The organism is Streptomyces sp. NPDC045431 (assembly GCF_040646655.1).
Classification (GTDB): domain Bacteria; phylum Actinomycetota; class Actinomycetes; order Streptomycetales; family Streptomycetaceae; genus Streptomyces.
Genome location: NZ_JBEZAQ010000005.1, coordinates 1 through 14,024 on the forward strand (window position 1 = coordinate 1; position 14,024 = coordinate 14,024).

The window sequence follows — 14,024 nt, forward strand, 5'->3', positions numbered from 1 at the left end:
GGACCATACGCGCCGGCCTGCGACTTGGCATACGCCGTGCCGAAGACCGCGTCGATGCCCATGACCTCACCCGTCGAGCGCATCTCCGGGCCCAGTACGGTGTCCACACCGCGGCCGTGCACGTCGCGGAAGCGCGACCACGGCATGACGGCCTCCTTGACGGAGATCGGCGCATCCAGCGGCAGGGTGCCGCCGTCGCCCTGCTTGGGCAGCAGGCCCTCGGCGCGCAGCTCGGCGATCGTGGCACCCAGCGAGATGCGGGCGGCGGCCTTCGCCAGCGGCACCGCGGTCGCCTTGGAGGTGAAGGGGACGGTGCGGGAGGCGCGGGGGTTGGCCTCCAGGACGTAGAGGATGTCGCCGGCCATCGCGAACTGGATGTTGATCAGGCCGCGGACGCCGACACCGCGGGCGATGGCCTCGGTGGAGGCGCGCAGGCGCTTGATGTCGTGCCCGCCCAGGGTGATCGGGGGCAGGGCGCACGCCGAGTCACCGGAGTGGATACCGGCCTCCTCGATGTGCTCCATCACGCCACCGAGGTAGAGCTCGGTGCCGTCGTAGAGCGCGTCGACGTCGATCTCGATCGCGTCATCGAGGAACCGGTCCACGAGGACGGGGTGGTCGGCGATCAGCACGGCGTGCTGTTGCAGGTAGGCGGCCAGCGACGGCTCGTCGTAGACGATCTGCATGCCACGCCCGCCCAGCACGTACGAGGGCCGGAGCATCACCGGGTAGCCGATGCCGGCGGCGATCCGCGCGGCGTCGTCGAAGGAGAACGCGGTGCCGTGCTTGGGCGCCGGCAGGCCCGCCTCGGCCAGCACGCGGCCGAAGGCGCCACGGTCCTCGGCGGCGTGGATCGCCTCCGGGGAGGTGCCCACGACCGGCACGCCGTTGTCCTTCAGCGCCTGGGCCAGGCCCAGCGGGGTCTGGCCGCCCAGCTGGACCACGACACCCGCGATCGGGCCGGCCTGCTGCTCGGCGTGGACGATCTCCAGCACGTCCTCGAGCGTCAGCGGCTCGAAGTACAGACGGTCGGAGGTGTCGTAGTCGGTCGAGACCGTCTCCGGGTTGCAGTTGACCATCACCGTCTCGTAGCCCGCCTCGCTCAGCGCGAAGGAGGCATGGACACAGGAGTAGTCGAACTCGATGCCCTGACCGATACGGTTCGGACCCGACCCCAGAATGATCACCGCCGGCTTCTCACGCGGCGCGACCTCACTCTCCTCGTCGTACGAGGAGTAGAAGTACGGCGTCTTCGCCGCGAACTCCGCCGCACACGTGTCGACCGTCTTGTAAACCGGGCGCACACCGAGCGCGTGACGGACCTCGCGGACGACGTCCTCCCGCAGGCCCCGGATCTCGGCGATCTGCGCGTCGGAGAAACCATGCCGCTTCGCGTACGCGAGCAACTCCGGGGTGAGATCGCGCGCAGCCGCCAGCTCGTCGGCAATCTCCTTGATCAGGAAGAGCTGGTCGACGAACCACGGGTCGATCTTCGTCGCGTCGAAGACCTCCTCCGGGGTCGCACCCGCGCGGATCGCCTGCATGACGGTGTTGATCCGGCCGTCGGTCGGGCGGACCGCCTCACGCAGCAGCTCGGCCTTGTCCCCGACCGGGCCGGTGAAGGTGAACTGGCTGCCCTTCTTCTCCAGCGAGCGCAGCGCCTTCTGCAGCGCCTCGGTGAAGTTACGGCCGATCGCCATCGCCTCACCGACCGACTTCATCGTCGTGGTCAGCGTGGAGTCGGCCGACGGGAACTTCTCGAACGCGAACCGCGGAGCCTTGACCACCACGTAGTCGAGCGTCGGCTCGAAGGAAGCAGGCGTCTTCTCCGTGATGTCGTTCGGGATCTCGTCCAGCGTGTAGCCCACCGCCAGCTTCGCCGCGATCTTCGCGATCGGGAAACCAGTCGCCTTCGAGGCGAGCGCGGAGGAGCGCGAGACGCGCGGGTTCATCTCGATGACGATGACCCGGCCGTCGACGGGGTTGACCGCGAACTGGATGTTGCAGCCGCCGGTGTCCACGCCGACCTCGCGGATGATCGCGATACCGACATCACGCAGGATCTGGTACTCACGGTCGGTCAGCGTCATCGCCGGGGCAACCGTGATCGAGTCACCGGTGTGCACACCCATCGGGTCGAAGTTCTCGATGGAGCAGACGACCACGACGTTGTCGTGCTTGTCGCGCATCAGCTCCAGCTCGTACTCCTTCCAGCCGAGGATCGACTCCTCCAGGAGCACCTCGGTGGTCGGCGACAGCGTCAGGCCCTGACCCGCGATGCGGCGCAGCTCCTCCTCGTCGTGGGCGAAGCCGGAACCGGCGCCGCCCATCGTGAACGACGGGCGCACAACCACCGGGTAGCCGCCGAGGACCTCGACGCCCTTGAGGACGTCATCCATGGAGTGGCAGATCACCGAACGGGCCGACTCACCGTGGCCGATCTTCCTACGGACCTCTTCCACCACCCCCTTGAACAGGTCGCGGTCCTCCCCCTTGTGGATGGCCTCCACCTTCGCACCGATCAACTCCACGCCGTACTGCGCCAGTACACCCGCCTCGTGCAGCGCGATCGCCGTGTTCAATGCCGTCTGGCCACCCAGCGTCGGCAACAGGGCATCCGGCCGCTCTTTGGCGATGATCTTTTCGACGAACTCGGGGGTGATCGGCTCGACGTACGTGGCGTCGGCGATCTCCGGGTCGGTCATGATCGTCGCCGGGTTGGAGTTCACCAGGATGACCCGCAGGCCCTCGGACTTCAGGACACGGCACGCCTGGGTGCCGGAGTAGTCGAACTCGGCGGCCTGGCCGATGACGATCGGGCCGGAGCCGATGACCAGGACGGACTGGATATCGGTGCGCTTAGGCACGCTCGGCCTCCATCAGGGATACGAAGCGGTCGAAGAGGTACGCGGCGTCGTGCGGGCCGGCGGCCGCCTCGGGGTGGTACTGGACACTGAAAGCCGGCTGGTCGAGCAGCTGCAGGCCCTCCACCACGTTGTCGTTCAGACACACGTGGGAGACCTCGGCCCGGCCGAAGGGGGTGTCGGACGGCTTGTCGAGCGGCGCGTCGACGGCGAAGCCGTGGTTGTGCGCGGTGACCTCGACCTTGCCGGTCGTACGGTCCTGCACGGGCTGGTTGATGCCGCGGTGGCCGTACTTCAGCTTGTACGTGCCGAAACCGAGCGCGCGGCCCAGGATCTGGTTGCCGAAGCAGATGCCGAACAGCGGCGTCCGGCGCTCCAGGACGGCCTGCATGAGGGCGACGGGGTGGTCGGCGGTGGCCGGGTCGCCGGGGCCGTTGGAGAAGAACACGCCGTCGGGGGCGACCGCGTACACGTCCTCGGCGGTGGCGGTCGCGGGCAGCACATGCACCTCGATGCCACGCTCGGCCATCCGATGCGGAGTCATGCCCTTGATGCCCAGGTCGATCGCGGCCACCGTGAACTTCTTCTCACCGATCGCCGGGACGACGTACGGCTCGCTGGTGGCGACCTCCGCCGACAGGTTGGCGCCCTTCATCTGCGGCTGCGCCTGCACCCTGGCCAGCATCTCCGCGTCGCCGCCGATCGCGTCACCGGAGAAGATCCCGACGCGCATCGCGCCGCGCTCACGCAGGTGGCGCGTCAGGGCGCGGGTGTCGATGCCGCTGATACCGACGACGCCCTGGGCGGCCAGCTCCTCGTCCAGCGTGCGCGTGGCGCGCCAGCTCGACGGAATACGGGCAGGGTCGCGGACCACGTAGCCGGAGACCCAGATCTTCTTCGACTCGGGGTCCTCGTCGTTGACACCGGTGTTGCCGACGTGCGGCGCGGTCATCACCACGACCTGCCGGTGATACGACGGGTCGGTCAAGGTCTCCTGGTAACCGGTCATGCCGGTGGAGAAGACGGCCTCGCCGAAAGTCTCCCCCACGGCCCCATAGGCACGGCCGCGGAAGGCGCGGCCGTCCTCCAGGACGAGTACGGCGCGAGAGCCCGCCGCCATCGCCGTGCCGCCGGTCATCGGTCCAGCCCGCAGGGCACGCGTGCTCCTCGCTCCGGGGTGCACTCCAGGCGGAACTGGGCCGCTGTCCTGAGAACGGCCTTCTCCACGTCCCCGCTCGATCCGCCGCGGAACCGGAACCGAGCGCCCACGTGTTCGTACCCGCCCACCCGCGGGACGACCTGCCCCACCGCCGGGATCACGGACGCGTACGGGCCCTCCTCGGGGGTCGGCGGTTCGGGGAGCTCCCACGCCGTGACGCGGCACGGGGCCGGGACGGGCGAGGGCACGAGCAGCCAGCCGCCCGTCGCCCAGTGGGCCGGTGCGGGAAGCTCCGGGCGGCGGCCGAGCTGGATGTCGGCGGCGGCGTGCATCAGGTCGATGCCGTGCACCTCCCGCCAGATGAACGGGATCTCGGCGCCGCCGACGCGGTAGCCGGCCTCCAGGAACCGGACGGAGGGCGAGCCGTCGGCGGACGTACCGACGAAGGCCTCCAGGTGGAAGACCCACGGTTCCGGGCCGAGCGCTCTCGCCACCCGGGCCGTGAAGGTGGAGAGCGGACCGAGGAGGTGGGGGTCGTCGACCTCGACGGAGCCGAGGGCCTCGCCCTGGGTGAAGTCCACGCAGGTGTTGACGTAACGGGAGGCTCGCCAGGGGCCGAGTTCCTCGCCGGTCCACAGGCCGTCGATGTGGAAGATCTGGTCGCCGCAGAACTCCTGCACCACGCGCGGTTCCGGCGGCGAGGTGCGCAGCAGCGGCAGGTCGGCCGGGGAGTCGAGGCGTACGACGCCCCGGCTCGCGGTGCCCTTGCGCGGCTTGACCACCACGGGCCAGCCGTGGCGCTCCGCGAAGGCCAGGACGGCCTCCTCGTCGGGGGCGTCGGCGAAGGAGGGGGCCGGTATGCCCGCCTCGGCGACCACCTGGTTCATGGTGAGCTTGTCGCGGAAGCGGGCCAGTGGGCCGGGGGTCTGGCCGGCGCAGCCGAGTCGTTCGCGTACGAGCGCGGCGGTGTCGAGGTCTCCTTCGTTGAGGGCCACGACCCGTTCGGGGGCGCCGAAGTGGGTGCGCAGGTCGGTCACGGCGTGCCAGACGGCGTCGATGTCGTCGGTGGCCGGGACCACGCGGGCGGCCGCGGCGCCGACGGGGACGGAGGGGAGGGCGAGTCGGGTGGTCACGTAGGTGACCCGGTGGGTGCGGTGGTCGAGGTAGTCGTCGTACCGGGCGTGCTGGTCGCGCCAGCGGTGGATGACGATGATGTGCCGGCTCATGCCCGCTCCGTCCCGGTGGCCGCCATGTCCCGGATCCGGCCCACCGCGAAGGTCGCCGAGACCACCGCGGCGCGGGCCGAGCCGAGCGCGCCCCGCGCCGCGTCGAGGTCGCCGTCGGGGAGCTGGCCCACGATGTCGGTCGCGCAGTCGATCAGGTGGAGCGCGGCGCGGGCGAGCGGCTCGTCACCGCTGTACCGCTCCTCGACGAGCCGGCGGACGGTGTTCAGCTGGGCGACGGGGTCCGGCAGGGAGCCCTCCGCCAGGACGGGGGAAGTGATCGTGTTCATGGTGATTCCATCCCAGGAGGCGTTCAGAGGGGGTGGGGAGGCGAGGAGCGGGACGCCGTCCCCGGCGGGCCGGGCGGCCGGCCGGGCGGCGGGACCTCGGCTCGGGGTCCCGCCGCCGCCCGGCAGGGCGAACCCGCAAGGCGAGTGGGGGGCGGGGGTGGGGGTGGGGGGAAACGGCGTCCGGCGGCAGGGGGTGGCGTCAGCTCGTCTTGAAGCGGATCCGGTCGTTGACGGCCTCGCACTTGGCGACCGCGTCGTCGGCGTCGCGCCCGGAGGCGATGACGTACCCGGAGACGCAGTCGGCGACGGTCAGCAGCGGGGGCACCGTCTCGCCGACGTCCTTGCCGATCACCGCCGCCACCTCGGTGTCCATGAACTCGTCCAGGTACGGCAGGAAGACGTAGAGCTTCTCGCCCTTGGGGACGCGGCGGATCTCGTCGGCCGCGTCGTCGTCGACCTCGATGGCGTCGATGGTGCCCGGCTCGGGGGTGAAGAACCGGACCGCCGCTCCGCCCAGCGGCTCGGGTGAGGTCTGCGGCAGTTCGTCGATGCCGAGCGGGACGGTGAGGAACATCCGGTTGAGGTTCAGCCCGAAGGCGCGGCGTACGAGCTCGGGCGCGCCGCTGCCGGCCAGCCGGGCGTGCGACTCGAGGACGCGCGGGCCCTTCGGGGTGAGGACGAACTCGCTGTGCGAGGGCCCCTCGGTGAGGCCGACGGCGTCCAGCAGCTTCGGGGTGAGGTCGCGGAGTTCGGCGAGCCACGGCAGGGCGTAGCGGCTGGGGGTGGAGACCTCCCACTCGACGTACCGGTCGTTCATGCGGTACTCGGAGTAGCCGATGGTGAGGTGGCGGCCCCCGTACGAGAAGGAGTCCACGCTGACGACGGGGCCGTCCAGGTACTCCTCGGCGATGACCTTGGAGATGCCGGCCTCGCGCAGTGCCTCCCAGGCCTTCCGGGCGTCCTCGGGACCGTCGACGGGGTGGATGTGGAGACTGGCCACGCCGTCCACCGGCTTGACGATGATGCGCTCGCCCACCTCGGCCCGGAACGCCGCGATCTCGTCGGCGCTGTTCACCATGCGGTAGCGCACGGGGCTGAGTCCGTGCCGGTCCAGGAGCTCCCGGGTGAGGGCCTTGTCCTTGAGGGCGCGGGCGGTGGCCTCGGTGACACCCGGCAGGCCGAGGGAGTCGACGACGAAGCCGGTGGACTCGGCGGCCGGTTCGGTGGTGGTGAGGACGCGGTCGAAGGGGCGCTCGTCGTGCAGCGGCTTCAGTACGTCGAGGATGGCCTGCCCGTCGTCGAGGGGGGCGTGCACGATGCGCTCGCAGTGCTGGGCCACGGCCACGTCATAGGCGCCCTCCTCGTGGACGAGGACGACGTCGATGCCGAGTTCCTTGGCGCCCGTGACCGGTGCCGGCCGGCCGCCGACGACTGCCACGCGGTACTTGCCCATGGGGTTCCCTTCGGGGGTGAGGTGAGCTGGACGATGGGTGGGGGGGGTGGGGCCGCTGCTCGCTCATGGGAGCTGGTGGTTGTCAGGCGGCGTAGCAGCGGCGCAGCCAGCGCGCGTTCGTGTGGGGGTGGGGCGTGAACGCCTTGCGGCGGTGCAGCACCCGGTGGTTGTCGAAGATCATGAAGTCGCCCGTCTCCAGCACCAGGTCGGCCGACGGGACGGTCTTCAGGGCGGCGGACCAGCGCTCCAGCGCGTCCTGCGCGGCGGGCGTGACGCCGGTCGTCGTCCCGCGGTCGTAGCGGGCGCGGTGGCGGCCGTCCGGCGCGGTCTCCAGGACGGCGGTCTTCACCAGCGGGCCGATGGCCTCGCCGTCGTTGGAGTCGGGTGCGCCGACCTGGAACTCCGGGGCCATGAGGCCGGCCAGGGTCTCGTCGTCGAGCCGTACGACCACGTCGTCGAGCGCCGCGATCTCGGTGGGTACCCGCTCCTCGTTGCGTATGGCGAAGAAGGTGAGGTAGGCCGGGGTGTACAGCCGGGGATCGGAGCCGGGCGGTCCGAACGGCTGGTGCGGATTGTCGGTGTGCCAGAAGAACTCCGAGTCGGCACCCCAGGAGCTGGTGGTTCCGGAGGCCGCCGGGTTGGGCACCACGTTGCGGATGAGCCGGCCGTCGTTCTCGTAGCTGACGGCGAACGGGGTGCATCCGAGGATCCGGATCAGCCCGAGGTGGATCGCGTTGGTGACGGCGAGTCCGGCCTCGTCGGCGAATCCGCTGACCGGCGTGGCCGGGAACTCCTGTGCCGGCAGGTTGGACAGGAGCAACGCGTGGGAGCCCGCCGCCGTGAACACCTGGATTCCCTGCAGGATGTCGCCGGGCAGATGGCGCCGCAGGGCGTACGCGCCGATGCCGCCGAGGATCGCGTCGTCGAGGTCGGAGTCCAGGCTGGTCTCCGACACCCGCGCCGAGATCTCCTTGGTCACCAGGTCCCGGGCACTGTCCTCGAGACGGTACCGGGCGAACTGGAGCAGGCTGGTCATCGTTGTCTCCGTTCAGTCGGTTGCACGCCTTGGTGCGCCACTCAGCGAGCCGGTGACGGGGTCGGCGGGTTCCAGTACGTGTCCGCGCGCCGTTCCCAGCGGCGGGCGAGGGGGTCGTTGACGACGCGGCTCAGCAGGCCGTAGGGCGTCACGACGAGGTAGTAGACGAGGAGGAGCAGGAAGGTGCGCATGAACGTTCCGTTTCTGTCGGCGGGCGGCGGGCGGGACTTTCCGGACACGGCCTAGTCCAGGGGGATTTCCTCGCGCCAGTCGGACGTCTCGGTCCACGCGGGCTGTTCGTGCTTCTCCAGCAGGAAGTTGCCGAGCGCCAGCATGTCGATGTTGGTGCGCATGAAGCAGGTGTAGGCCTCGTGGGGCGAGTTCACGATGGGTTCGCCGCGCACGTTGAAGGAGGTGTTGACCAGGACCGGGCAGCCCGTCAGGGACTTGAAGGCGGTCAGCAGCCGGTGGTAGGGCGGGTTGCTGTGCTCCGTCACCGTCTGCACGCGCGCCGAGTAGTCGACGTGGGTGACGGCGGGGATGGTGGAGCGCTGCACCTTGAGCAGGTCCAGCCCGGAGGCGCCGTGCTCCTGGGCCTCCAGCCGCTGGGCGGCGGCGACCTGGGAGACCACGAGCATGTACGGGCTCTCCTGCGGCAGGTCGAAGTAGTCCTTGGCGTCCTCGGCCAGCACGGCGGGGGCGAAGGGGCGGAACGACTCGCGGAACTTGATCTTCAGGTTCATCGCCGACTGCATGTCCGGGTTGCGCGGGTCGCCGATGATGGACCGGGCGCCGAGCGCCCGCGGGCCGAACTCCATGCGCCCCTGGAACCAGCCGACGATCTTGCCCTGGGCCAGCCCGTCCGCGACCTGCTCGGCCAGGCTTGCGCTGTCCAGCCGCCGGTGCGGGATGCCCCGCGACTCCAGGTACGCGGCGATCTCGTCGTCGTCGTACGCGGGGCCGAGCAGGGAGCCGCTCATCGCGTCGCGGCCGGTGCGCGGGTGGTCGCGCCGCACGCCCCGTTCCATGGCGACGGCCTGGGCCGCGCCGAGGGCGCCTCCGGCGTCGCCGGCGGCGGGCTGGATCCACACCTCGTCGAAGATTCCGGCGTCGATCACCTTGCCGTTGGCCACGCAGTTGAGCGCGACGCCGCCGGCCATGCAGAGCCTGGTCGCGCCGGTGCGCTCGCGCGCCGTCTTGGCGAGGCGGAGCACGGCCTTCTCGGTCACGGCCTGCACCGAGGCCGCCAGGTCGAACTCCCGCTCCGTGAGCGGACTTTCGGGGGCGCGCCGGGGGCCGCCGAAGAGCTTCTCGAAGCCGCGCCCGGTCATCACCTGACCGCGCAGGTACTCGAAGTAGCGCATGTCCAGGCGGAAGGACCCGTCCGGCTTGAGGTCGATGAGCTGGTCCTCGATGAGGTGCGCGTACCGCGGCTTGCCGTAGGGCGCCAGGCCCATGAGCTTGTACTCGCCGGAGTCGACCTTGAAGCCGCAGAAGTACGTGAACGCCGAGTACAGCAGCCCGAGCGAGTGCGGGAACCGCAGCTCCGCCACGGGCCGCAGCTCGGTGCCCCGGCCGTGCCACATCGTGGTCGTGGCCCATTCGCCGACGCCGTCGATGCACAGCACGGCCGCCGACTCGTAGGGGCTCGGGAAGAAGGCGGACACCGCGTGCGACTCGTGGTGGCGGCGTACGGAGACCTCCGGTACCCGGCCCCGGCGCAGCGCCGCGAGTTCGGCGCGCACGGTGTCGTCGGTGCGCAGCTTGCCGCCGCGGCCCAGCCAGGCGGGCAGGGTGTCGCGGAAGGAGGCGAAGCCGGTGGGCGCGGCGCCCGCGAAGGTCGCCATGACCCGCCGGAACTTCAGCCGGGGGTCCTCGTAGTAGGCGACGGTGGAGACGTCGTCCAGGCTCACGCCCTGCTCGTCGAGGCAGTACTCGACCGCCCGCGAGGGGAACGAGGAGTCGTGCCGACGCCTGGTGAAACGTTCCTCTTGGGCCGCTGCGACGGGCACGCCGTCGGCGATCAGCGCGGCCGCGCTGTCGTGGTAGAAGGCTGAGACTCCGAGAATCAGGTCAGACACCGCTGCATTCCTCCGCCTTGGGTCGGTGACCACGCCCGCGCGTGGCCGGGTGCGTCAGTACGTCGCCGCATCGCGGGCTCCCGGGGCGCCTCACCGGCGCCGGCCGGAGAGGCGGCTGCGGCGGGCGGCCAGCCGCGCGCCCATGCCGCTCGGCGGGTTGAGCGAGCGGTAGCCGACGCGGACGCGCTCCCACACGTCCGCCCTGCCACCGGGGCCGGGCGTGTCGGGCAGCGAGGCCAGCAGGGTGTCCACGGCATCGGCGGCCCAGGCGGAATGCCCGGTGGCGACGTTGTCGATGGTGTTGTGGATGTCCACGAAGCGGGTGCTGAAGCCGTACGACTTCAGCGCCAGCCGTGCCCTGCGGTACGTGCCGCCCACGCCCGACAACTCCATGGCCAGGTTGAGCCCCAGGACCTCCGGCAGGAAGGTCCGCGGGAAGCGGCCCACGCACAGCCAGTACACCGGCAGCTCCAGGGACTCCTCACGGAAGCCGGACCACCGCGCGAACGCGGCCGAAGCCGTCGGCGGCAGCTCCACGCCCATCTCCTTGAGCACGTCGCGGTAGATGAGCGGGTGGTTGAGGTGCGGCTCGCCGTTGCCGAGCTCGTCCCAGTACGTCTCGAAGAGGGAGTGCCCGATCGCGGACGACGCCTGCTCGTAGTCGGTGAACCCCTGGAGCCAGCTGCCGTCGATCAGGGTCAGCGGCGCCGTCTGCACGGTGTCGTCGACAACGGCCTCCCGGGACGGCAGCGGGATCGCCGCGTTCTCCTCGAACTCCGCTCCGTGCCGGTCGTGCTGGGCCTGCAGCCAGGGCCGCAGCCCTTCGTGTCCCCAGCGCTCGGGGAGCGGCATGTTCGTACGGTCCATGCCGTGCCGGGAGCGCGCGAGCCAGCCGGCCACGTACTCCATGGCCCAGGAGCGCAGCGCCGGGGTGTCGGTGCGGTTCATCAGCAGGTGGTACGCCTCGCGCAGGCCCGAGGGCGCGCGGCCCGGGGAACGGGCTCCCGCGCGCAGCGCGCCGGCGACGGCCGCCAGGGGTTCTGCGGTGCCGGGGGTGGCCGCCCGGGCCGGGGAGCTCTGCGGAGAGGTCACCGGTGCCGCGGGCGCGGCTCCGGCTGTGTCCGCCGCGTCGGCGGGCGGCTTGGCGGGGAGGGAGTCGATCCAGCGGCGCAGGACGACCAGGTCCTCCGGCGAGAAGACCCGGAACATCGGCCCCCGCTCCCCCACCAGCCCCCGGACGAGGGAACTGGCACCCGAGCGGCCGGGTTTGACCAGCTTGCTGCGCGCCAGGACGTCGAGCAGCGGCCCCGGGTCGGTCCGGCACTCCGCCAGCCAGGTGGCCAGCGACTTGCCCTCCAGCATGAACTGGTGGTGGTAGACGGCGCCTTCCCGGGACCGCAGGCGCATCAGCTCCGCCATGTCGAACGCGGGGTCCCCGGCCGCCACCAGCTCCGCATGCAGCGCCTCGGACCACTCGCGCAGGGCGGCCAGCGCCCAGTGGAAGCCCGCACGCACCGCGTCCGCGGCCCGGTCGCCCTCCTCCGCCAGCAGCTCGTCCACTGCGGTGCGGCACTGCTCGGCGGGTGACGGGCCCTCGGGGTCGCGCCGGTGGGCCGGATCGATGGCGTCCCAGTCCGCCTCCGCCGGCAGCGCCGCCCGGACCATCGCCAGGGCGGGCAGCAGCCCGACCGCACGCAGACACAGGTCGGCTCCGAGGATCTCCGCGCGGAAGTCGTCCGGCCGTCTGCTCATCGCCAGCAGCAGCGCCGGGAGGCGGAACGCGCCCTCCGTGATGCGCTGGTCGCCGGTGAGCCGCACCGCCGGTGCCGCGTTCTCCGCGAGCCGCAGCCTGCGCAGCAGTTCGAGGTACGCACTGCCCCGGGAGGCCGCCGGGTGGCCCGCGCCGACGTCGGCGGCGTACAGCGCGAGGATCCTCAGCACGAGGGGGGCGTCCGCGTTCCCGGGGGCGCTCAGCCACTGGAGCCAGGCGCCGGACATGAGGGACAGGGGGGCGCAGCCGAGGACGGCCCGCCGGACGAGCACCTGGCGGTGTCCTTCGGGGCGGTCGGCCGGCCGGGCCGGCGCCCCGCCGTGCCCACCCTCCGCGCCGCCGTCCTCGCCGTCCTCACCGAGGAGCGCCCGGAACCGCTCGCGCTCGGCGGACGCCCAGTCGGCGGCCTGGCGGAACAGCGCGTCGAGCGAGCCGTCGCCCGCCGGGGGTGCGGGGTGGTGGTGAAGCGCGGTGCGGACCTCTTCGACGAACCTGCCGTCGGGGAGGGACGCCTCCGGGTCCGCCGCGTACGCGTACACGGTGCGTGCGGAGCCACCGTCCTGCGGCAGCCCGTGCGGGCCTCCCGTCCGGTGGTGTGCGGACGGCGTCGCCGTGGCAGCTGCCTCTGGGCCTTGCATCGTTCCCCTCTCTCCCGCGTGGTCGAGCACCCGGGGCTGTGCGGTGCACGTCCGGTCAGAACATGGGGTAGATGGACGCGTCGTTCTTCGCCTTCCGCTTGCGCCCGAACAGCTTCGCGATGACTTTTCGCACGAACGACATGGCTGGATGCCCTCTCTTCTCTTCCGGTGCTGGTGCGTGGCCTTGGGCGTGGGACGTGGGGCCTCGGTGGGGGCTAGGGGGTGTCTTGCCGATCAGGCCCTAGGAGAGGCCGAGGGAGTCGGCGAGGAGGCCGGAGACGATCTCGGTACCGTGGTCGGTGAAGTGCGCGCGGTCCACGTACAGCCAGTCGTTCACCGTCACCGCCTCGGCGAGGACGGGGCTCATGTCGAGGAAGCGGACGTTCTGCGCTTCGCAGGCGGTGCGGAGCGCCTCGGCGTACCTGCGGCCGGACTCCATCGTGGCGATGTCGCCGTACAGCTCCCAGAAGTTGGAGACCTCGTCGAGCTCGCCGAAGACCGCCTTCTCCTCGGGTGATCCGGACTCCCGGACCCAGGTCGCGAGCGGCTGCAGTACGTAGGTGATCCGGGCGCCGGTCGGGGCCGCCAGCAGCTGCAGGGCGGCGAGGTGGCGGGTGGTCAGGTCGACGGCGTACTCGATCCGGTCCGCGAGAGGGGGCACCGTGTGGTGGTCGGTACCGTTCGCGCCGGGGCGCCGGCCGAAGCCGCGCTTCTGCTTGCGGTGCCGGACGCGCAGCTCCTCCATCTGGTCGAAGTACTCACCGCAGTTGAAGAACGCGCCGTGGTCGCCGCGCTGTGCGTCCGGCAGCCTGCTGAGCGCCAGGTCGTTCAGACCCGAGAAGACGACGATCTCCTCCACCTCGGGCAGCAGCTCCCGGTGCATCAGGAACAGCAGCAGTTCCTGCATCGAGTTGTGGCTGCGGCCGGCGAAATTGAGCCACGGGACCGACGGGGCGTACCGGGACCAGAGGCGCGACGCCATCGTGGCCGCGTCGCTGGTCGCGCCGATACCGAACGGCGTGGAACTGCCGGCCAGCAGCCGGACCGGGCCTTGGGGCGGGTTTTCCACCGAGCCCCGCGTGGTGGCACCGTGGGAGATCCTGAATCCCAGCCGATCGGTGTTCACCGTTGCGGAACGGTACCCCGCCCGATGGAAATACATCAGGTACGGCAGGTACCGGGTTTCCGCGCGGTCGTCGAAATCGTCGTACCGCAGCATTTGCGGTGTCAGGCGTTCACGCTGGGAGTTCACGGGTAGGACGCTCCTCGATTCCGTGCTCGTTCTTCCGATGCCGATGGATCAGCGGACCGCGGTGGAGTCGGTACCGGGCCGCCTGCGCGAGAGGGCGCACCACGAGGTGGTCGCTGTTCACGTGCTGCTCTCTTCGCATGCCGTCACGCGCCCCGTTCCCGCGCTCCGCACCCGGCTCCCGGCCCGCCGTACTCCTTGTGCCATACGCACGGGCGTTCCTCCGGTTTTCCCGCCTTTCCGGTCTCCGGCTTTTCCGG

10 protein-coding genes are annotated in these 14,024 nt (G+C 71.2%); all 10 read right to left on the bottom strand.

The genetic code is table 11. From position 1 onward, the window contains the following. Positions 1-2,867, bottom strand: a 2,867-nt coding sequence (gene carB / locus AB0A69_RS13625; protein WP_361419839.1) for a carbamoyl-phosphate synthase large subunit, incomplete at its 3' end; no start/stop codon positions are given. Beyond that, a complete protein-coding gene (gene carA / locus AB0A69_RS13630) occupies positions 2,860-4,002 on the bottom strand; it encodes a glutamine-hydrolyzing carbamoyl-phosphate synthase small subunit (RefSeq protein ID WP_361419842.1) in 1,143 nt (380 codons plus the stop codon). The genes carA and carB, both read right to left, overlap by 8 nt. Then, positions 3,999-5,249: a biotin carboxylase gene (locus AB0A69_RS13635; RefSeq protein WP_361419845.1), complete on the bottom strand. Its 1,251-nt coding sequence runs from the start codon at positions 5,247-5,249 to the stop codon at positions 3,999-4,001. The genes carA and AB0A69_RS13635 overlap by 4 nt, the downstream gene beginning before the upstream one ends. After that, positions 5,246-5,536, bottom strand: coding sequence for a hypothetical protein (locus AB0A69_RS13640; protein WP_361419848.1), 291 nt, complete (start codon positions 5,534-5,536; stop codon positions 5,246-5,248). The genes AB0A69_RS13635 and AB0A69_RS13640 overlap by 4 nt, the downstream gene beginning before the upstream one ends. Positions 5,537-5,735: 199 nt before the next feature. Then, the gene (locus tag AB0A69_RS13645; RefSeq protein ID WP_361419850.1) at positions 5,736-6,989 is read right to left on the bottom strand and encodes an ATP-grasp domain-containing protein; all 1,254 of its coding nucleotides are present in this window, start codon (positions 6,987-6,989) and stop codon (positions 5,736-5,738) included. 82 nt (positions 6,990-7,071) lie between these two features. Next, positions 7,072-8,025 (bottom strand): TauD/TfdA family dioxygenase, encoded by a 954-nt coding sequence (locus tag AB0A69_RS13650; RefSeq protein WP_361419853.1) that lies wholly within the window; start codon positions 8,023-8,025, stop codon positions 7,072-7,074. A 41-nt stretch (positions 8,026-8,066) separates the two neighbouring features. Next, a complete protein-coding gene (locus AB0A69_RS13655) occupies positions 8,067-8,216 on the bottom strand; it encodes a hypothetical protein (RefSeq protein WP_361419856.1) in 150 nt (49 codons plus the stop codon). Between the two features lie 51 nt (positions 8,217-8,267). Beyond that, positions 8,268-10,106 (bottom strand): carbamoyltransferase, encoded by a 1,839-nt coding sequence (locus AB0A69_RS13660; protein WP_361419859.1) that lies wholly within the window; start codon positions 10,104-10,106, stop codon positions 8,268-8,270. 90 nt (positions 10,107-10,196) lie between these two features. After that, the gene (locus AB0A69_RS13665) at positions 10,197-12,515 is read right to left on the bottom strand and encodes an iron-containing redox enzyme family protein (RefSeq protein WP_361419862.1); all 2,319 of its coding nucleotides are present in this window, start codon (positions 12,513-12,515) and stop codon (positions 10,197-10,199) included. Positions 12,516-12,756: 241 nt separating this feature from the next. Beyond that, a complete protein-coding gene (locus tag AB0A69_RS13670; protein ID WP_361419865.1) occupies positions 12,757-13,641 on the bottom strand; it encodes an Inducer of phenazine A in 885 nt (294 codons plus the stop codon). Positions 13,642-14,024: the final 383 nt, after the last annotated feature.

Coding starts and splice junctions, on each gene's coding strand:
- carA (WP_361419842.1), bottom strand. CDS start 4,002: ATGACCGGCGGCACGGCGATGGCGGCGGGCTCTCGCGCCGTACTCGTC.
- AB0A69_RS13635 (WP_361419845.1), bottom strand. CDS start 5,249: ATGAGCCGGCACATCATCGTCATCCACCGCTGGCGCGACCAGCACGCC.
- AB0A69_RS13640 (WP_361419848.1), bottom strand. CDS start 5,536: ATGAACACGATCACTTCCCCCGTCCTGGCGGAGGGCTCCCTGCCGGAC.
- AB0A69_RS13645 (WP_361419850.1), bottom strand. CDS start 6,989: ATGGGCAAGTACCGCGTGGCAGTCGTCGGCGGCCGGCCGGCACCGGTC.
- AB0A69_RS13650 (WP_361419853.1), bottom strand. CDS start 8,025: ATGACCAGCCTGCTCCAGTTCGCCCGGTACCGTCTCGAGGACAGTGCC.
- AB0A69_RS13655 (WP_361419856.1), bottom strand. CDS start 8,216: ATGCGCACCTTCCTGCTCCTCCTCGTCTACTACCTCGTCGTGACGCCC.
- AB0A69_RS13665 (WP_361419862.1), bottom strand. CDS start 12,515: ATGCAAGGCCCAGAGGCAGCTGCCACGGCGACGCCGTCCGCACACCAC.